An 18,578-nucleotide genomic window follows, 5' to 3' on the forward strand; every position below is an offset into this window, starting at 1 on the left:
TCCTTCGCCGGCCCATGTCCGTCTGGGCCACCGCGTTCGCCGCGGTCGTGGCCTTCATGGGCATCGGCCTCGTCGACCCCATCCTCCCCTCCATCGCCCAAGGGCTGGACGCCACCCCCAGCCAGGTCTCCCTGCTGTTCACCAGCTACTTCCTGGTGACGGCCGTGGCCATGCTCATCACCGGCTGGGTCTCCAGCCGCATCGGCGGCAAGCGGACGCTGCTGGCCGGGCTGGCGCTGGTGATCGTGTTCGCCGCGCTGGCCGGCACCTCCACCAGCGTCGCCGAGCTCGTCGGCTTCCGCGCCGGCTGGGGCCTGGGCAACGCGCTGTTCGTGGCCACGGCGCTGGCCGTCATCGTCGGCGCCGCCAGCGGCGGCGCGGAGTCGGCCATCATCCTGTACGAGGCCGCGCTCGGCCTGGGCATCTCCGCTGGCCCCCTCGTCGGCGCGCTGCTCGGCGACTGGAACTGGCGGGCCCCGTTCTTCGGCACCGCCACGCTCATGGCCGTCGGCTTCGTGCTGATCGTCACCCTGCTCAAGGCCCCCGCCAGGCCCGCGGTGCCGACCAGGCTGAGCGCCCCCATCAGGGCCCTGGCCCACGGCGGGCTGTCCACGACCGCCTTCACCGCGCTGTTCTACAACTTCGCCTTCTTCACGATCCTCGCCTTCACCCCGTTCATCCTGCACATGTCCCCGTACGGCATCGGCGCCGTCTTCTTCGGCTGGGGCGTCTGCGTGGCGCTGGCCTCGGTCTTCGGCGCGCCGCCGCTGCAGCGCAGGATCGGCTCGGTCAACGTGCTGCACCTGTCGCTGGCCCTGCTCGCCGTCCTCCAGATCGGCATCGCGCTGTCCGGGCACACGGGCGTCATCGTGTTCACCGTCCTGTCCGGCATCCCCATCGGCCTCAACAACACCGTCTTCACCGAGTCGGCCATGGAGGTCTCCGACGCCCCCAGGCCGGTCGCCTCGGCGGGCTACAACTTCGTGCGCTGGATGGGCGGCGCGCTGGCGCCGTTCATCGCCACCAAGCTCGGCGAGGAGGTCGGCGTCGCCGTGCCGTACGTGCTCGGGGCGGTCTGCTGTGCCATCGGCATGGCCATCCTGTACACCCGGCGCCACCACCTGCGCTCCCTGGCCCGCGTGGACGCCGGCCACACCATGCACGACACCGCGCCCGCTGTGGTTTGATGTCCCACCATGGTGGGACACGTGCTGCTGCTCGTGGCGGGGCTGCTCGCGGCGCCCGTACGCACGGAGTTATCCGTCATGACGTGGAACGTCTGCACCGGCACCAACTCCGACTGCCGCCTCTACCGCGCCGGCGCCGTCGAGTTGGCCGAGAACATCGGCCGGCAGGCGCTCTCCCGGACCGCCCGGCCCGGCGTCATCTTCCTGCAGGAGTTCTGCACGGGAGCGACGGGCACCCTCGAACTGTGGCTCGAGCGGCGCACCGGCCGTAGCTGGACCGTCGGCTCCTGGGGCCTGACCGGCCACGACGGCAAGCCGTACGCCTGCCACCCCGACCGCCTCGGCCGCCCGCGCGGCGCGCAGAGCATCGCGGTCGCGGTGGCGGGCGAGGCCACGTTCGAGACCCACCCGCTGCCCGCCCCGCCCTGGTACGTCCGGCGCGCCGCCGTCTGCGCCACCGTGACCGCCACCGTGACCGCCACCGTGGCCGCCACCGTCGTCGCCCCCAAGGTCCGCGCCTGCGGCACCCACCTGTCCTCCGGCGCCCAGTACGACGACCGCCAGCCAGGCGCCCCCTACCGCACCCGGCAGCTCCAACGCCTGCTGGAGGTGGCCGCCAGGCCCGGCTACCGGACGATCGTCGGCGGCGACCTCAACGTCTCGCCGCCCGACGGCGGTTACGGCAGCGCCGCCGGCCGCCGGGCCGTCGCCCCGTTCTACCGCGCGTACCAGGAGTGCGACCAGCGCGGCGGGCGGCGCACCGGAGGCCGGACCCGCGAGGACAAGAAGCTCGACTACCTGTTCGCCCCCAAGGGCAGCGTGCGGAGCTGCCACGTGGCGCGCGAGGTGACCCTGTCCGACCACAAGCCCGTCCACATGGAAGTGGCCCTGCGGCCCTGACCATCGCGAGTTCGCCGGACGCGGCCCCCAGGCGGAAGATGTCGGCGCATCCTGGTGTTGAATTGGCGGAATCCGTACCCGGACGAAAGGATCGGCTGTGCCCAAGATCGGTGTACTCGCCCTCCAGGGAGACGTGCGCGAGCATGCGCGCATGCTTCAGGAGGCGGGCGCGACGGCCACCGCCGTACGCCGCCCCGCCGAGCTGGACGCGGTCGACGGCCTGGTCATCCCCGGCGGCGAGTCGACCACGATGTGGAAGCTCGCCGAGACCTTCGACATGCTGCAGCCGCTGCGGATGCGGATCAAGGAGGGCATGCCCGCCTACGGCTCCTGCGCCGGCATGATCATGCTGGCCGACCGGATCGAGGACGGCATCGCCGGCCAGCAGACCATCGGCGGCATCGACATGGTGGTCAGGCGCAACGCGTTCGGCCGCCAGGTGGACTCCTTCGAGTCCGACCTGCGCTTCGCCGGGGAGCCGGTGCACGCCGTCTTCATCCGCGCGCCCTGGGTCGAATCCGTCGGCGCGGACGTCGAAGTGCTGGGCAGGGCCGAGCCTGGGGATAGGATCGTCGCGGTCCGTCAAGGGCCGTTGCTCGCTACGTCGTTCCACCCCGAGCTCACCGGGGACGTACGCGTGCACCGTTACTTCGTAGACATGGTGAGGGAGCTCTAGGTAATGTCCGGCCACTCCAAATGGGCGACGACGAAGCACAAGAAGGCCGCGCTCGACGCCAAGCGCGGCAAGCTTTTCGCCAAGCTCATCAAGAACATCGAGGTGGCGGCCCGGACCGGTGGCCCTGACCCGGACGCCAACCCCACCCTCTTCGACGCCATCTTCAAGGCGAAGAAGAACTCCGTGCCCAACGACAACATCGAGCGGGCGCGCAAGCGCGGCGGCGGCCTGGAGGCCGGCGGCGCCGACTGGCAGACGATCATGTACGAGGGCTACGCGCCCGGCGGCGTCGCGGTGCTCATCGAGTGCCTCACCGACAACCGCAACCGCGCGGCCTCCGAGGTGCGCGTCGCGCTGACCCGCAACGGCGGTTCGCTGGCCGACCCCGGCTCCGTGTCCTACATGTTCAACCGCAAGGGTGTCGTGATCGTGCCCAAGAACGGGCTCGACGAGGACACCGTGCTGATGGCCGTGCTCGACGCCGGCGCCGAGGAGGTCAACGACCTCGGCGAGTCGTTCGAGGTCGTCTCCGAGGCGGGCGACCTGGTGCCGGTGCGCAAGGCGCTGCAGGACGCCGGGATCGACTACGACTCGGCCGAGTCCAGCTTCCTGCCGACGATGAGCGTGCCGCTCGACGAGGAGGGCGCCAAGAAGGTGTTCCGCCTCATCGACGCGCTGGAGGACAGCGACGACGTGCAGAACGTCTTCGCCAACTTCGACGTCTCCGACGACGTGCTGGCGGCGCTGGACTAGCGGCTCCGCCACCTGGAGGGTCCGGTTCGCCCGCCGGGCCCTCGTCCGCGCGTACCCGCCGGCTCGGTCGTGCGCATCCGGCGCCGCCCGGGACGCGCGCGTTTCTTCGCGTGCGCGAGGAGCCGGGGCAGCGTAGGGTCTGGCGACGTGACTTCCCCCACCCCTCCTCCGGCCTACTCACCCGCGCTCGGCTGGCTGCTCGCCGTACCGGCGCTGCTCGGCACCCTCATCTCCCTGGTGCTGCCGACCGTCCAGACGATCTGGCTCAGCCTCCAGAGCGGCGGCGTCATGCGTGAGAGCTCCTACGTGGGGGTGTCCAACTACACCGAGTTGCTGGGCGAGGGCGACTTCTGGCGGGCTCTGGGCTTCACGCTCTCGCTGACCGTGATCCCGCTGCTGGTGGCCGTGGTGGTGGGGCCGCTGCTGGCCCTGGCGCTCGACCGGGCGGGCACGTGGCCCAGGCGCGCCGGGCGCGTCGTGCTCTCGCTGGCCGTCGTCACCTTCTCGCCCGTCGCCGTCGCGGGGGCCTGGACGCAGGGGCTGAGACAGGACGCGTCCGGCCTGGTCGCCCTGGCCGAGGGGCTGCGCGAGCCCGCGACGGCGCCTGGAACGCTCCGGCTCGTCGTCGCCGCCGCCACGTTCGGGGTCGTGTGCGCGCTGGCCGTGATCACGTTCCTGCCCGCCCTGCGCGGCGGCACCGCCGGGCCCGCGACGTTCGCCGTAGGGGCGCTCGTCGCGCTCGCCACGGTCGCCGTCGGGCTCCAGGCGTTCTCCATCGGACTGGTGCTCACCAGGGGAGGCCCTCAGCGCTCCACAGAGACGCTCGCGGGCCTGCAGTACCACTACGCCTTCCGGCTGGCCGAGTTCGGTCCTGGCGCGGCCGTCGCGGCCCTCACGGGGGTGATCCTCGGCGTGCTGGGCATCGTCGCCACGGTCATCGCGATCGCCACCCGCCTCCGCCTCACCGTCACACCGCGCACCGCCACGCCCACCGGCCCCTTCGGCTCCCAGCCCGCGCACGACGGATCGGGGCCGCCGGACCGCGGTGCGCCCGGGGCGGTCGGGGTGGCCGTCGGGGTCGTGGCGCTGATCGTCGTCGTGGCCGTCGCGCTCCTGTGCGCCTGGCCCTGGGCCGACGGCGTGCTGGCCTCCCCGGACACCCCGGCCGGCGACCTGCGCGCGCAGGTCAACACCTGGGTCCCCGCCCTGGCAGGGGCCCTGGTCTCGGTCGGCGTGGCCTACCTGGCGGCACTCGGCATCGGCGGCCTGCGCCCGCTCGGACGGGGCAGCGAGTGGCTGCTGCTCGCCTTCGCCCCCTGGCTGTTCGTCGGCCCCGGCCCCCTCGGCGTCGCCAACTGGCAGAACATCCGCAACCTGGGCCTCATCGACTCCCTGCCCGCCCTGATCCCGCCCCTCCTCGTGAGCGTGCCCGCCCTGTTCGTGCTCACGCTGCTGTGCAAGGGGCTGGCCGAGCGCACCGACCGGGACTTCTTCGGCGGCGTGTTCCTGCCGTCGCTCCCCATGGCGGGCATCCTCACCGGCGCCGTCACCCTCGTGAACGCCCACGACCTGCTCTGGCCGATGCTGGTCGCGCAGAACCCCGCCCTGTTCACCACCCCGGTCGCCCAGGTGAACCAGCTCAGCGGCTTCAACACCTCCGCCCCCGACGTCGGCGCCGCCACCCCGCTGCTCGTCGTCGCCGTCGCGCTGGTGGCCCTCGTGGCCGCCCAGCTGCTCTACCTCGACAGGCTCGCCATCGCGGCAAATGATTCGCGGGTACGCACGCGCGCTGCGTAGTTTGCTGCCTGTGGACATACGTGACCTGACACCCGAAGACCTCGACGACGTCCTCGACCTGCGCAAGCGCTCGTTCGGCCCGATCCCCGCGGCCGATCGGGACAGGTGGCGACAGGCGGTGCTCCCCGTGCTGGATGAGGGCCGTTACCTGGGGGTGTTCGACGGCACCCGGCTGGCGGCGGCGGCCCGGGTGCGCCGGTTCACGCAGTGGTGGCACGGCACGCCGCAGCCGATGGCCGGGATCGCGGGGGTCACGGTCAACCCGGAGGACCGCGGGCGCGGCGTCGGCACCACCCTCATGCGGGCCGTCATCGGCCGCGCGGCGGAGCTGGGCGACGCGGTCTCAGCGCTCTATCCGGCCACCACGCCCATCTACCGCGGGGTCGGCTACGAGCACGCCGGAGCTCAGCACAACGTCCGGCTGCCCGCCGAGTCGCTGCGCAGGATCCGCCCGTCCGGCCAGGTCAAGCTGCGCAGGATGGGGCCGGGCGACGCCGCGGAGCTCGTCTCGGTGCTGCACCGCGTCCACACCGCCGCCCGGTCGAGCGGGCCCGTCTCCTGGGACGAGGCCACCTGGAACGTGTGGCTCGGCAACGAGGACGACTTCCTCTACCTCGCCGACGACGGCTACGTCATCTACCGGTGGAAGGGCGACGACATGCAGGTCGAGAACCTCGTCGCCACCTCCCCGGAGACCCTGCGGGCGCTGTGGTCACTGGTCGGCAGCGCGTCCTCGATCGCCCGCGACGTCGTCGCCTCCGTGACGCCGGACGACCCGGTGCTGTGGCTGCTCGGCGAGCGCTCGGAGGAGCAGGTCAAGCAGGCGCGGTGGATGTTCAGGGTGCTGGACGTGGCGGCGGCGGTGGAGCGGCGCGGCTATCCGGCGAACGTGGCCTGCGACGCCGTCGTCACCGTGGACGACCCGGTCAGGGGCGGGGGCACGTGGCGCCTGGAGATCTCGGGCGGATCGGGCACCGCCACGCCGGCCGGCGAGGGCGGCGTCACGCTCTCGGTGAACGGCTTCTCCGCCCTGTACGCCGGGATCCCGCCGTACACGCTGCGGCTCGCGGGTCTCATGTCCGGAGATGACCGGTACGACCAGGCGCTCGAGGCGGCCTTCGCGGCGAAGCCGTACATGCTCGACTACTTCTAGCGGCCGTTTCCCGATGCACGGCCACCTCAACCGGGGTAAAGTCTCGTGCCGAACAGATGTTCGGCCGGGCGGGAGGGCATGCCGGTGCGCGTGATGGGCGTCGACCCGGGGCTGACCCGGTGCGGCCTGGGTGCTGTCGAGGGGCGCCCGGGCGCGCCGCTGACGCTGGTTTCCGTCGGAGTGGTGCGCACGGGCTCCGACGAGGAGCTCGGCGCCCGGCTCGTCGGCATCGAGGCCGGCATCGAGCAGTGGCTCGACGACGTGCGCCCCGACGCGGTCGCGGTGGAGCGCGTCTTCAGCCAGCACAACGTCCGCACCGTGATGGGCACCGCCCAGGCGGCGGGCATCGCGGTGCTGTGCGCGGCCAGGCGCGGGCTGCCGGTGGCCCTGCACACGCCCTCCGAGGTCAAGGCCGCCATCACGGGCAGCGGCACGGCCGACAAGAAGCAGATCGGCGCCATGGTCACCCGCCTGCTGCGGCTCACGGAGATGCCCAAGCCCGCCGACGCCGCCGACGCGCTGGCCCTGGCCATCTGCCACATCTGGCGCGGCGGCGCCCAGCACCGCCTGGCCGCGGCCCTGGCCCGAGCCACCCGCCCGAGCCCCAAGCGATGACCCCTGACCACCCCTCGTGGCGCCCCGCCGCCCGGCACTTCACCGCGCAGGGCCCCACCGAACCGGGCCCCGCCGCCCGGCCTCTCCGTCCCACGACATGCCGCCTGCCGACGTTTCCGCTCGCGGCACGCCCGTGGAAGGGAGTCCGCCTTGCGGTGGCCCGCCGGCCGGGATGCCGTCTGGCGGCACGCCACAGCCCGGCGGCCGGCTCGTGCCCGTCGCCGGAGGCGGGGACGCGGAACGCCCCCAGGGGCGGTTCGACGGTGGGGGCCGAGCCTCGGAGGCGGCGCTCGGGCTCTCGGCAACCCGTGCGGCATGCCATGGCGGCCGTCATGGGACAACCCGCCTTTCGAGCCGGCTCCCGCCACGCGTCGTGCCCCCCCAGCAGCCCGGAGAAAGCAGAGGCGGAGCGGCGCGAAGACGGCATGGGCGGAGTGGAAAGCGGGCTCCGAGGGCCCGGATGTGCGCTATGACAGGAGCCGGTGATGAGAACCGGTGAGGTGAGCCGCGCAACGGCGGGGCCAGGGACGGCAGGAGGACGGGCGTGATCGCGTCAGTGGCGGGCAAGGTGACGGCGATGGCGCCCGACGGGGCGGTGATCGAGGTCGGCGGCGTCGGCATCCTCACCCACTGCACCCCCGGCACCCTGGCGACGCTGCGCATGGGCGAGGAAGCGCGCCTGTCCACGTCGCTGGTGGTGCGCGAGGAGTCACTCACCCTGTACGGCTTCGCCACCGACGACGAGCGCGCCGTGTTCGAGCTGCTCCAGACGGCCAGCGGCGTGGGCCCCAAGCTGGCGCTGGCGATGCTCGCCGTGCACACCCCCAACGCGCTGCGCGTGGCCGTGGCCAGCGCCGATCTCAAGGCGCTCACGCAGGTGCCGGGGATCGGGCAGAAGGGGGCACAGCGGATCGTGCTGGAGCTCAAGGACCGGCTCGGCACGCCCGAGGAGGCCGTCAACGCCGCCCTCAACGGCGAGCGCCGGGTGGCGGTGTGGCGGGAGCAGGTCCACTCGGGCCTGGTCGGGCTGGGCTACTCCAGCAAGGACGCCGACGAGGCCATCGCCGTGGTGGAGCCGGACGCCGACGCCGAAGTCGCCGCCGGCCGCCAGCCCCAGGTCGCCGCCCTCCTGAAGGCCGCACTCCGCTCCCTGAGCGTCCGATGACCCCCGCCTCCCGCCCGCCAAGAGCACGAACGTCGAGCGGAACGCCGGTGATCGCGGCGGTGGCGGCGCCCGCCGGGACGGCGTCGGAAGAAGGCCCGGGGGGACGTCGGTGATGCGTGATAGGCAAGTCGGAAGAGCCGACACCCAGGTGCCGGGCGGGGAGAGGAGGTGCCGGCATGGGCTTTGAGAGGGAGATCCTGTCACCCGACGCCGGGGGCGACGAGCTGCAGATCGAGGCCGCGCTCCGGCCCAAGCGCCTCGGCGAGTTCATCGGCCAGGGGCGCGTGCGCGAGCAGCTGTCCCTGGTCCTCGAGAGCGCCCTGCGCCGGCAGCGCCCGCCCGACCACGTGCTCATGAGCGGCTCCCCGGGCCTCGGCAAGACCACCCTGGCCATGATCATCGCAGCCGAGCTGAACGCGCCGCTCCGGATCACCTCAGGCCCCGCGCTGGAGCGCGCGGGCGACCTCGCGGCCATCCTGTCCACGCTGGCCGAGGGCGAGGTGCTGTTCATCGACGAGATCCACCGGATGGCCAGGCCCGCCGAGGAGATGCTCTACCTCGCCATGGAGGACTTCCGGGTCGACATCGTCGTCGGCAAGGGCCCGGGCGCCACCGCCATCCCGCTCGACATCGCCCCGTTCACGCTGGTCGGCGCCACCACCCGCGCCGGGCTGCTGCCCGCGCCGCTGCGCGACCGGTTCGGCTTCACCGCCCACATGGACTTCTACGACGTCGGCGAGCTGGAGCAGGTGCTCTACCGCTCGGCCAGGCTGCTCGGCGTCACGCTGCCGGAGGAGGCCGCCCACGAGATCGCCCGGCGTTCCCGGGGCACGCCGCGCATCTCGAACCGCCTGCTCAGGCGCGTGCGCGACTTCGCCGACGTGCGGGCCGACGGCATGATCGACCGCGACATCGCCTCGGCCGCGCTCAATCTTTACGAGGTCGACGCCGAAGGGCTCGACCGGCTCGACCGGGCGGTGCTCGGGGCGCTGCTGAGGAAGTTCGGCGGCGGGCCGGTCGGCCTGTCCACGCTGGCGGTGGCCGTGGGGGAGGAGCCGGAGACGGTCGAGGTGGTGGCCGAGCCGTTCCTCGTACGCCAGGGGCTGCTGGCCAGGACCCCGCGCGGCCGGGTCGCCACCGCGGCCGCCTGGACCCACCTCGGCATGACCCCGCCACCCGACGCGTTCGGAGCGTCACTTTTCGACTGATCACAGAACGGTTGCAACCATTTCAAAATGGGAACTTCCCCGCGCGCCGAAACGCTGCCTCGTTGCCGCGTTTCGCAACAAGCGCCTACACTCCGTGGCTTGGCTGGCTGTGTAGGCTGACGGGCTGAGCGGCGCGGCCCGAAGCAACGCACGGAATTTCCGGCGCGAGGCCGGTGTCAACTTCTTGTACGACAATGGAAGGTCGCCCCTTATGGACATGGGACAACTCGGAAGCATCCTGCCGCTGATCCTTCTGGTGGTGGTGTTCTACTTCCTGCTGATCCGCCCTCAGCGCAAGCGCCAGCAAGAGGCGATCAAGATGCAGAACTCCCTGACCCCGGGCGCGCGGGTCATGACCACGACCGGCCTGTTCGGCACCGTCGTCGCGGTGGACAACGAGGACGTCGTCCTCGAGGTCGCGCCGGGGATCGAGACCCGCTGGGTGAAGGCCGCCATCGGCCGCGTCGTCACGCCGGGCGACGCCCCGGCGAGCGACGACGAGCCGGTCGCTCACGAGGCCGAGCTCGGCGAGGAGGGCAAGACGGAGTCCGAGGCCACCGTGGAGCGCAACGGCGACCAGGGCTCCAGTAGCAAGAAGTCCTGACTAAGCTCTGCGACAAACCCCTAATCTGAAAGAACTGACGACCAGTGGCCCGATCGACCAGCCGCCACAGCCGCCCGGGGCGTACGCTCCTGGTGCTTCTGGCGCTCATCCTCGCCCTGGGCGGGACGATGCTCCTGCAGAGGGCGTTCACGCCCAAGCTGGGGCTCGACCTCGCCGGCGGCACGACGGTGACTCTGTCTCCCGTGACCCAGAACAACGCGGCGCCCCCCGAGGAGATCCTCGACCGGGCGGTCAACATCATCCGCGATCGGGTCAACGGCACCGGAATCTCCGACGCGGAGGTCGCCAAGTCCGGCGACAACATCATCATCTCCATCCCGGGCGTCGGACAGAGCGAGGCCATCAAGCTGGTCGCCACCACCGCGGAGCTGCGCTTCCGCCAGGTGCTCGCCATGGCGGCCACGCAGATACCTCAGGACCTGGCCACCAACGCGCCGACGCCGTCCGCCAGCCCTTCCGGCTCCGCCAACCCCTCGGCCAAGCCGACGACCTCGCAGTCGGCCGGCACACCGCAGCCGAGCGCCTCCCCGACGGGCAAGGCGATTTCGTCCGCGCTGACCGCCCCGACGCCCGCGCCGTCTGCGCAGGCGTCCACGCAGGCGTCCGCTGAGCCGTCCGCGCAGCCGTCCGACGGCCGGCAGAACGGGCAGAAGCAGGACTCCAAGAAGGGCCAGGAGGCCAAGACGTCGCCGTCGGGCAGCCCGACCGCGCAGGCCAGCACGCCGCCCATGCAGGACCCCAACGCCGGCATCGACACCTCGGGCATCGACCCGGCGGTGCTGGCCCAGTTCAACAAGCTCGACTGCGCCGACCCGGCCAACCGCGGCCAGGGCGTCCAGGACGACCCGAACAAGCAGTACGCGGGCTGCGAGACCGACGGCAGCTACAAGTACGTCCTCGACGTCGCCAAGGTCGTCGGCACCGACATCGACACGGCCTCGGCCGGCGTGCGCCAGGGCACCACCGAGTGGATCGTCCAGCTCGACTTCAAGAGCAAGGGCGCGGGCGAGTGGAGCAAGCTCACCACCACCGCCTACAACTCGCCCGAGCCGCGCAACAAGGTCGCGGTCGTGCTCGACGGCGTCGTCATCACCGCGCCCAACATCATCAGCCCGATCCCCGGCGGCCGGGCCGAGATCACCGGCGGGTTCGACCAGGCCAGCGCCACCAACCTGGCCGACCAGCTCAAGTACGGCGCGCTGCCGCTGAAGTTCAACCGCAGCTCGATCGACACGGTGTCGTCGACGCTGGGCCAGGACCAGCTGGAGGGCGGCCTGGTCGCGGGCCTCATCGGCCTGGCGCTCGTGGTCCTCTACTGCCTGCTCTACTACCGGGGCCTGGGCATCGTGGCGGTGCTGAGCCTCGTGGTGGCCACGGTCATCACGTACACGTCGGTGGTCGTGCTCGGCCACAACGCCAACTTCCGGCTCTCCCTGCCGCACATCATCGGCTTGGTGGTCTCGATCGGCATCACCGCCGACTCCTTCATCGTGTACTTCGAACGCATACGTGATGAGATGAAGGAAGGGCGGCGGACGCTCCGCGCGGCCGTCGAGGTGGCCTGGGTCCGTGCGCGACGCACGATCCTGATCGCCGACGCCGTCATGTTCATCGCCGCGATCGTGCTCTACTTCCTGGCGGTGGGCGGTGTGGCCGGGTTCGCGTTCGCGATGGGCCTGACCACGCTGATCGACATCGTGGTGGTGTTCCTGTTCACCAAGCCGTTCATCGCCCTGCTGGCGAAGATGAAGTTCTTCGCCAAGGGGCACCCGCTGTCGGGTCTCGACGCCGAGCGCATGAGCGAGGCGACGTCCCCCGGCCGCACGACCACTCCGCAGGAGGCCTGAGATGGGACTGGGGCGTCGCCTCTATCGCGGCGAGATCGACGTCGACTTCGTCGGCAAGTGGAGGCTTTGGTACAGCCTGTCCGGCCTGCTGCTCGTCGTCTCGCTGGCCGGCCTGCTGATCAACGGGCTCAACCTGGGCGTCGAGTTCAGGGGCGGATCGGTCTTCTCGTTCAAGGCGCCGAGCGCCAGCATCGAGCAGGTCCGCGAGACCTTCCAGGAAGAGGGCGTGCACCAGCCGATCGTGCAGACCGCCGGCGACCGCTGGCGGGTCACGACCGAGACGCTCTCGGAAGGCACCATGAACGAGGTGCAGTCCGCCATCTCCAAGGACTACAGCGTCCCGACGAACCAGGTGGACATCCAGTCGATCGGCGCGTCCTGGGGCGGTGAGGTCTCCCAGAAGGCCTGGATCGGCCTGGGCGTGTTCATGCTGGCGATCATCCTGTACCTGTCGATGGCGTTCGAGCCGAAGATGGCGCTGGCCGCCATCGTCGCGCTCATCCACGACCTCGTCATCACGGCCGGCATCTACGCCTGGTCGGGCTTCGAGGTCACGCCCGCGACGCTGCTGGGCTTCCTGACCATCCTCGGTTATTCGCTCTACGACGCGGTCGTGGTGTTCGACATGATCAAGGAAGTCACGGCCAAGCTCGGCCACACGTCGAAGCAGACCTACTCGATGGCGGCCAACAACGCGCTCAACCACACGCTGATCCGGTCGCTGAACACCTCGCTGGTCGCCATCCTGCCGGTGGCGGCGATCCTGTTCATCGGCACCACGCTGCTCGGCGCGGGCACGCTGAAGGACCTGTCGCTGGCGCTGTTCGTCGGCATGATCGTCGGCACGTACTCGTCGCTGTGCGTCGCCACGCCGCTGCTGGTGACGCTGAAGGAGCGCGAGCCGAAATACCAGGCCATCGCCAGGAGGCTGGCCTCCACGGGAGGCGGCAAGGGATCGAAGGGTTCCAAAAGCGCGGCCGTAGCCAAGGGATAGCCGCCCGCGGGCTCCGTACGACGCCCTCGCCCCTCACCGGGGCGGGGGCGTCGTCCGTGTCCGCCCCCGCGGTGCAAGGCGCCCAGCGGGCGTCTGAGGGCCTTCCGTACGGAGCGGGCGCGCGATGCACCATCATGGAGCCCGGCAGACGGCCGGTGGAGAGATGCGAGGAAAGCCATGACCGAGCTGAGCACGACGATCCTGGACCGGATCAGGGACGTGCCCGACTACCCCAAGCCGGGAGTCATGTTCAAGGACATCACCCCGCTTTTGGCCGACCCGGTCGCGATGGCGGCCGTGGTGGACGCGCTGGCCGACCTCCACCAGGTGGACAAGATCGTGGGGATCGAGGCGCGCGGGTTCATCCTCGCCGCGCCGGTGGCCTACCGGGCGGCCGCCGGGTTCGTGCCCGTGCGCAAGAAGGGGAAACTGCCCGCCGCGACCTTGGAAGAGTCCTACGATCTGGAGTACGGCTCCGCGACCATCGAGGTCCACCGTGACGCCTTCGCGCCCGGCGACCGGGTTCTCATCGTCGACGACGTGCTGGCCACGGGAGGCACCGCGAGGGCGACCGTGGACCTGGTGGAGAGGGCCGGAGCCGAGGTCGTCGGCATCGCCGTGCTGATGGAACTGGCTTTCCTCAACGGGCGTGAGCGACTGCGGGGTGTGGAGCTGCACTCCCTCGTGATCGTCTGAGTCCGGCCCACGACAGGCCAGGTTTGCCACCTGGATACACTGGGGGGATCTGGACTCGAACGTGAGGAGCCACTGCGTGAGGAGTCTGTGTGCCCCGTGATGTGGTCGCGCCCGACGTGACCGACTCTGGCAACGCCGAGGCGCCCGGCGTTCCAGCGGTGCGTCGAAGGCGGTTTGGGGGTGGGGCCATGAATCCGGTGCTGGAGCCGTTGTTCCGGACGGTGCGCGCCACCCATCCCAAGGCCGACCTGCGGGTGATCGAGCGTGCCTACGACGTCGCCGCCTATCACCACCGTGACCAGAAGCGGAAGTCCGGCGACCCGTACATCACCCATCCGCTGGCCGTGGCGACGATCCTGGCCGAGCTGGGCACCGACGACGAGACCCTCTGCGCGGCCCTGCTGCACGACACGGTGGAGGACACCGCCTACAGCCTCGACGAGCTGCGCGGCGACTTCGGCGACACGATCGGGTCACTGGTCGACGGCGTCACCAAGCTGGACAAGGTCAAGTTCGGCGACGCCGCGCAGGCCGAGACGGTCCGCAAGATGGTCGTCGCCATGTCGCGCGACATCCGCGTGCTGATCATCAAGCTGGCCGACCGCCTGCACAACATGCGCACCATGCGCTACCTGCCGGAGCACAAGCGCCACCAGAAGTCGCGCGAGACGCTGGAGATCTTCGCCCCGCTGGCCCACCGCCTGGGCATGAACACGATCAAGTGGGAGCTGGAAGACCTCGCCTTCGCCATGCTCTACCCCAAGCGCTACGACGAGATCGCGCGCATGGTGTCGGAGCGGGCGCCGCGCCGCGACCTGTTCCTGCAGGAGGTCATCGAGAAGGTCTCCGGCGACCTGCGCGAGGCGAAGATCCGCGCGGTGGTCAAGGGCCGGCCGAAGCACTACTACTCGGTCTACCAGAAGATGATCGCCAGGGACGTCGCGTTCGACGACATCTACGACCTCGTTGGCATCCGTGTGCTGGTCGACAGCGTGCGCGACTGCTATGCCGCGCTCGGCACCATCCACGCCCGGTGGAACCCGGTGCCCGGGCGGTTCAAAGACTACATAGCGATGCCCAAGTTCAACATGTACCAGTCGCTGCACACCACGGTGATCGGTCCCGAGGGCAAGCCGGTGGAGCTGCAGATCCGCACCCACGCGATGCACCACAGGGCCGAATACGGCGTGGCCGCGCACTGGAAGTACAAGGAGGAGGTCGGCGCCCCCGGCCCCACGGGCAAGGTCAAGCCGGGCAGCGACATGGCCTGGCTGCGCCAGCTCCTCGACTGGCAGAAGGAGACCTCCGACCCCGGCGAGTTCCTGGAGTCGCTGCGGTTCGACCTGTCGGTCTCCGAGGTCTACGTGTTCACCCCGAAGGGCCAGGTCATCGCCCTGCCCGAAGGGGCCACGCCGGTTGACTTCGCCTACGCGGTGCACACCGAGGTGGGTCACCGCTGCATCGGCGCGCGGGTCAACGGGCGGCTGGTGCCGCTGGAGTCGCGGCTCGGCAACGGCGACACGGTCGAGATCTTCACCTCCAAGTCGCCGGACGCCGGGCCGTCGCGCGACTGGCTGAAGTTCGTCAAGTCGGGCCGCGCCCGCAACAAGATCCGTCAGTGGTTCTCCAAGGAGCGCCGCGAGACCGCGATCGAGGCGGGCAAGGAGGCCATCGGGCGGGCCATGCGCAAGCAGGGCCTGCCGCTGCAGCGGCTGATGTCCGGCGAGGCGCTGCTGGCGCTGGCCCGCGACCTGCGCTACCCCGACGTCTCCGCGCTCTACGCGGCCGTGGGCGAGGGGCACATCGCGGCCCAGTCCGTCGTGCAGAAGCTGGTGGCCTCGATCGGCGGGGTCGACAGCGCCGAGGAGGACATCGCCGAGACCTCGCTGCCGACCCGGCTGCGCGGCCGTCCCCGTGGCGGTGGCGGCGCGGGCGTGGTCGTGGCGGGCGACGCCGACGTGTGGGTACGCCTGTCGAAGTGCTGCACCCCGGTGCCCGGCGACGAGATCGTCGGCTTCGTCACCCGGGGCCACGGCGTCTCGGTGCACCGGGCCGACTGCACCAACGTGCAGCAGCTCAAGGCGCAGCCGGACCGCCTGGTGGAGGTGAGCTGGTCGCCGAGCGACGACAGCGTGTTCCTGGTGGCCATCCAGGTCGAGGCGCTCGACCGGCCGCGCCTGCTGTCCGACGTCACCCGTACGCTGTCCGACCAGCACGTCAACATCCTCAGCGCCTCGGTCACGACCTCGCGCGACCGGGTGGCGATCAGCAAGTTCACCTTCGAGATGGGCGATCCCAAGCACCTGGGCCACGTGCTGAAGGCCGTGCGCAGCATCCAGGGCGTCTTCGACGTCTACCGGGTGAGCGGCGCCGGCGGCTGAGGTCCGCCCCTGACCTGCGCCCTCGCAGCCGGCGCACTTCGGGCCTGACAGGCGAGCGCGGGCCCGCCCTGCGATCAGGAGGCGGGTCTAGCCGGACAGGCTGGGCAGGTTGACCACGATGGCCTCCTGGGTGCTGCGCGCGATCACCACGACGGCCTCGCGCGACGGGTCCGGGTTCTCCTCCCGGTGCGGCACGTACGGCGGCACGAACACGTAGTCGCCGGGCCCCGCGTCGATGCGCGTCTCCTCGCCCTCCTCCAGGAAGACGAACGACGGCGTGCCGCTGACCACGTAGATCGCCGTCTCCGACGCCCCGTGGTGGTGGTCGGACGAGCGGGTGGCGGGGGCGACGTGGGTCTGGCCCATCCACAGGCGCGCCGACCCGGTCGTGGCGCCGCTGACGGCGGCCAGCCGCCGCATGCCCGAGCTCTGCGCCGTATCGCCCGAGAGCTCTCCTGAGGCGACGTGACGCAGGATCTGGTGGAAGGGATCCCCCTCGCTCCGGTAACCCTCCCAGAGGCGCCCTCCGGCCCGCTCCAGCACCTCCGTGGCCACCGCGGCCAGCCGGGCGGGGTCGTCGTGGGCGGTCAGCAGCTCATCGGCCAGGGCGGGATCGTGCGCGCGCAGCTCGCGCAGCAGCCACTTGCCGCTGCCCTGCCACCTGCGTCCCAGGCCCAGCGCCGTCCTGGCGGCGGCCTGCACGACCTCCCAGCCGATGAACGCCTGCTCACCCGGGTCCGACGCGCCCGCCAGGTCGTCCAGCAGGTCGGACAGCACGTATCTCGCCCGGTCGGCCTGGCCGGGCGTCTGCCCGCCGGGACCGGCCGACACGCGCTCGCCCAGCGCGCTCTGCAGGTCGCTGGCCCGGCCGCCCGTCCGGTCGGCCAGCACCGCGCCCTCGGAGCAGATGCGCGCGAGGATCGGCAGCCGCTGCTCGAAGCCGCGCTCGATGTAGGCGGCCAGGCTGGTCTCGCTGTGCGCGAACAGCTCGACCGGCCACCCGTGCCAGCGCAGCGTCTCGCGATAGGGGCGGTCGAGACCGTCGAGCACCACCACGATGTCGAGGTCGGAGGTGTCGGTGCGGCGTTCGGTGAGCACGCTGCCGCCGACGAAGGCGTACAGGGCGCCGGGGAACATTTCCTCGACGAGGGAACGCGCGGCGGCGACGGGGTCCATGCCGGACAGCCTAGATCAGGCGCCGTCGCTCGCCGCCCGATTCGGCGACGGCTCCCGGAAGGTGGCGACCGCTCCCGGATGGCCCGGCATGGGGCCGGCCGGGCGGAGTCGCCCCGACGGTCCGGCGTGGGGCCTGGCGGCGGCCCCGCGCCGGACTAGCTGAACTCGGTCAGCGTGCGCTCGGCCTCCGCCAGCCACGAACGGCGGGCGGTCAGGGCCTCCTCGGCCTCCTTGACGTCCTTGGCGCGCCCGGCGGCCTGCGCCTTGGACAGCCGCTTCTCCAGCTGCTCGATCGAGGTGCGCAGCTGCTCGACCGTGCTCTGGGCGCGGGCCCTGGCCTCGGGGTTGGAGCGCTTCCACTCCGCGTCCTCGGCCTTGCGCACGGCCTCGTCGACCTTGCGCAGCCCGCCCTCCAGCCGGTCGCGCTGCTCGCGCGGCACGGGGCCGGCGGCCTCCCACCGCTCCAGGATGTGCCGCAGGGCCGCCCTGGCCGTGCGCACGTCGGTGACCGGCAGGATCTTCTCGGCCTCGGCGAGCAGCACCTCCTTGACCTCCGCGTTGGCGGCCAGCGAGGCGTCACGCTCGGCGAAGACCGCCGAACGGGCCTGGAAGAACTGGTCCTGGGCGCCCTTGAAGCGGGCCCACAGCTCGTCCTCGGCCTCGCGCGAGGCGCGCCCCGCGCTCTTCCACTGCTGCATCAGCTCGCGGTAGATCGCCGCGGTGGCGCCCCAGTCGGTCGAGTCGGCGATCGCCTCGGCCTCGGCGACGATGCGCTCCTTGGCCGCCCGCACGCCCTCGCGCTGCTCGTCGAGCCCCGCGAAGTACTGCTTGCGCCGCTTGGCGAACGCCGTGCGCGCGGCCGACAGCCGCTTCCACAGCGCCGCCTCGGTGACCCGGTCGATGCGGTCGGCGGCCTTCCACTCCTCGACCAGCTGGCGCAGCCGCTCGCCACCCGACTTCCAGTGGGTGGTCTCGTCCGCGATGCGCTCGGCCTCGCCGACGATGCGCTCTTTGACCGCCCTGGCCTCGGCCCTGGCGTGCTCGCGAGCGGCCTTGACCTCCTCGCGGCGCTGGGCGACGAGCTCGGTCAGGCCGTCGAGCCGGGCCGTCAGCGCGGCCAGGTCCCCGATGGCGTGGGCGTCGGCGACGGCCTCGCGCAGCTTGGCGATGTTCGCCTCCGCCTGGGCCGGAGCCAGGTCGGTGCCCCTGACGCGCTGCTCGAGCAGCTGCACCTGACCGGCCAGCTCGTCGTACTTGCGATGGAAGTAGGCCAGTGCCTCTTCGGGTTCACCGGCCTGCCAGGAGCCGACGGCCCGCTCTCCCTCAGCCGTACGCACGTAGACGGTGCCGTCGTCGTCTACCCGGCCCCACGGGTCGGTGCTCACCGTGTCCTCCCGCACTATCC

The 18,578-nt window shown here is 71.5% G+C and carries 16 protein-coding genes; 14 read left to right on the forward strand and 2 right to left on the reverse strand.

The genetic code is table 11. The annotated features are described in order from the left end of the window. Positions 1 to 14 precede the first annotated feature (14 nt). From AB0J69_RS13455 to AB0J69_RS13520, 14 genes are all read left to right on the forward strand, one after another. Positions 15 to 1,187, forward strand: a complete 1,173-nt coding sequence (locus AB0J69_RS13455; RefSeq protein WP_364116520.1) for an MFS transporter — start codon at positions 15 to 17, stop codon at positions 1,185 to 1,187. 9 nt (positions 1,188 to 1,196) lie between these two features. After that, complete coding sequence (locus AB0J69_RS13460) at positions 1,197 to 2,087, forward strand: endonuclease/exonuclease/phosphatase family protein (protein WP_364116522.1); 891 nt, start codon at positions 1,197 to 1,199, stop codon at positions 2,085 to 2,087. 97 nt (positions 2,088 to 2,184) lie between these two features. After that, positions 2,185 to 2,763 (forward strand): pyridoxal 5'-phosphate synthase glutaminase subunit PdxT, encoded by a 579-nt coding sequence (pdxT, locus tag AB0J69_RS13465; protein WP_364116524.1) that lies wholly within the window; start codon positions 2,185 to 2,187, stop codon positions 2,761 to 2,763. A gap of 3 nt (positions 2,764 to 2,766) precedes the next feature. Continuing rightward, complete coding sequence (locus AB0J69_RS13470; protein ID WP_364116526.1) at positions 2,767 to 3,516, forward strand: YebC/PmpR family DNA-binding transcriptional regulator; 750 nt, start codon at positions 2,767 to 2,769, stop codon at positions 3,514 to 3,516. Between the two features lie 147 nt (positions 3,517 to 3,663). Further along, the gene (locus AB0J69_RS13475) at positions 3,664 to 5,313 is read left to right on the forward strand and encodes a sugar ABC transporter permease (protein ID WP_364116528.1); all 1,650 of its coding nucleotides are present in this window, start codon (positions 3,664 to 3,666) and stop codon (positions 5,311 to 5,313) included. A gap of 10 nt (positions 5,314 to 5,323) precedes the next feature. Beyond that, entirely contained in the window at positions 5,324 to 6,466 is a 1,143-nt protein-coding gene (locus AB0J69_RS13480; RefSeq protein ID WP_364116530.1) for a GNAT family N-acetyltransferase, read from the forward strand. A gap of 84 nt (positions 6,467 to 6,550) precedes the next feature. Continuing rightward, positions 6,551 to 7,081 (forward strand): crossover junction endodeoxyribonuclease RuvC, encoded by a 531-nt coding sequence (gene ruvC, locus AB0J69_RS13485; RefSeq protein ID WP_364116685.1) that lies wholly within the window; start codon positions 6,551 to 6,553, stop codon positions 7,079 to 7,081. A gap of 544 nt (positions 7,082 to 7,625) precedes the next feature. Next, a complete protein-coding gene (gene ruvA / locus AB0J69_RS13490; RefSeq protein WP_364116532.1) occupies positions 7,626 to 8,246 on the forward strand; it encodes a Holliday junction branch migration protein RuvA in 621 nt (206 codons plus the stop codon). Between the two features lie 176 nt (positions 8,247 to 8,422). Further along, complete coding sequence (gene ruvB, locus AB0J69_RS13495) at positions 8,423 to 9,454, forward strand: Holliday junction branch migration DNA helicase RuvB (RefSeq protein WP_364116534.1); 1,032 nt, start codon at positions 8,423 to 8,425, stop codon at positions 9,452 to 9,454. 217 nt (positions 9,455 to 9,671) lie between these two features. After that, positions 9,672 to 10,058 (forward strand): preprotein translocase subunit YajC, encoded by a 387-nt coding sequence (gene yajC, locus AB0J69_RS13500; protein ID WP_364116536.1) that lies wholly within the window; start codon positions 9,672 to 9,674, stop codon positions 10,056 to 10,058. Positions 10,059 to 10,150: 92 nt separating this feature from the next. Next, entirely contained in the window at positions 10,151 to 11,926 is a 1,776-nt protein-coding gene (gene secD / locus AB0J69_RS13505) for a protein translocase subunit SecD (protein WP_364116538.1), read from the forward strand. Between the two features lies 1 nt (position 11,927). Next, positions 11,928 to 12,920, forward strand: a complete 993-nt coding sequence (gene secF, locus AB0J69_RS13510; RefSeq protein WP_364116540.1) for a protein translocase subunit SecF — start codon at positions 11,928 to 11,930, stop codon at positions 12,918 to 12,920. Positions 12,921 to 13,097: 177 nt separating this feature from the next. Then, positions 13,098 to 13,616: an adenine phosphoribosyltransferase gene (locus tag AB0J69_RS13515; protein WP_364116542.1), complete on the forward strand. Its 519-nt coding sequence runs from the start codon at positions 13,098 to 13,100 to the stop codon at positions 13,614 to 13,616. 188 nt (positions 13,617 to 13,804) lie between these two features. Continuing rightward, complete coding sequence (locus AB0J69_RS13520; RefSeq protein WP_364116543.1) at positions 13,805 to 15,997, forward strand: bifunctional (p)ppGpp synthetase/guanosine-3',5'-bis(diphosphate) 3'-pyrophosphohydrolase; 2,193 nt, start codon at positions 13,805 to 13,807, stop codon at positions 15,995 to 15,997. 87 nt (positions 15,998 to 16,084) lie between these two features. Here AB0J69_RS13520 and AB0J69_RS13525 read toward each other — a convergent pair whose 3' ends face one another. Both AB0J69_RS13525 and AB0J69_RS13530 read right to left on the reverse strand, forming a co-directional pair. Beyond that, positions 16,085 to 17,173, reverse strand: coding sequence for a cupin domain-containing protein (locus tag AB0J69_RS13525; RefSeq protein ID WP_364116545.1), 1,089 nt, complete (start codon positions 17,171 to 17,173; stop codon positions 16,085 to 16,087). Positions 17,174 to 17,328: 155 nt separating this feature from the next. Further along, a complete protein-coding gene (locus AB0J69_RS13530; RefSeq protein ID WP_364116547.1) occupies positions 17,329 to 18,558 on the reverse strand; it encodes a DUF349 domain-containing protein in 1,230 nt (409 codons plus the stop codon). Positions 18,559 to 18,578: the final 20 nt, after the last annotated feature.

Origin of the sequence: Nonomuraea sp. NPDC049709, from assembly GCF_040674815.1 — a bacterium.
Lineage (GTDB): Bacteria > Actinomycetota > Actinomycetes > Streptosporangiales > Streptosporangiaceae > Nonomuraea.

What these genes read in the sequence shown, in the direction of transcription:
- AB0J69_RS13455 (WP_364116520.1), top strand. Translation starts at nt 15, where the DNA reads ATGTCCGTCTGGGCCACCGCGTTCGCCGCGGTCGTGGCCTTCATGGGC.
- AB0J69_RS13460 (WP_364116522.1), top strand. Translation starts at nt 1,197, where the DNA reads ATGGTGGGACACGTGCTGCTGCTCGTGGCGGGGCTGCTCGCGGCGCCC.
- AB0J69_RS13470 (WP_364116526.1), top strand. Translation starts at nt 2,767, where the DNA reads ATGTCCGGCCACTCCAAATGGGCGACGACGAAGCACAAGAAGGCCGCG.
- ruvB (WP_364116534.1), top strand. Translation starts at nt 8,423, where the DNA reads ATGGGCTTTGAGAGGGAGATCCTGTCACCCGACGCCGGGGGCGACGAG.
- yajC (WP_364116536.1), top strand. Translation starts at nt 9,672, where the DNA reads ATGGGACAACTCGGAAGCATCCTGCCGCTGATCCTTCTGGTGGTGGTG.
- secF (WP_364116540.1), top strand. Translation starts at nt 11,928, where the DNA reads ATGGGACTGGGGCGTCGCCTCTATCGCGGCGAGATCGACGTCGACTTC.
- AB0J69_RS13515 (WP_364116542.1), top strand. Translation starts at nt 13,098, where the DNA reads ATGACCGAGCTGAGCACGACGATCCTGGACCGGATCAGGGACGTGCCC.
- AB0J69_RS13520 (WP_364116543.1), top strand. Translation starts at nt 13,805, where the DNA reads ATGAATCCGGTGCTGGAGCCGTTGTTCCGGACGGTGCGCGCCACCCAT.
- AB0J69_RS13525 (WP_364116545.1), bottom strand. Translation starts at nt 17,173, where the DNA reads ATGGACCCCGTCGCCGCCGCGCGTTCCCTCGTCGAGGAAATGTTCCCC.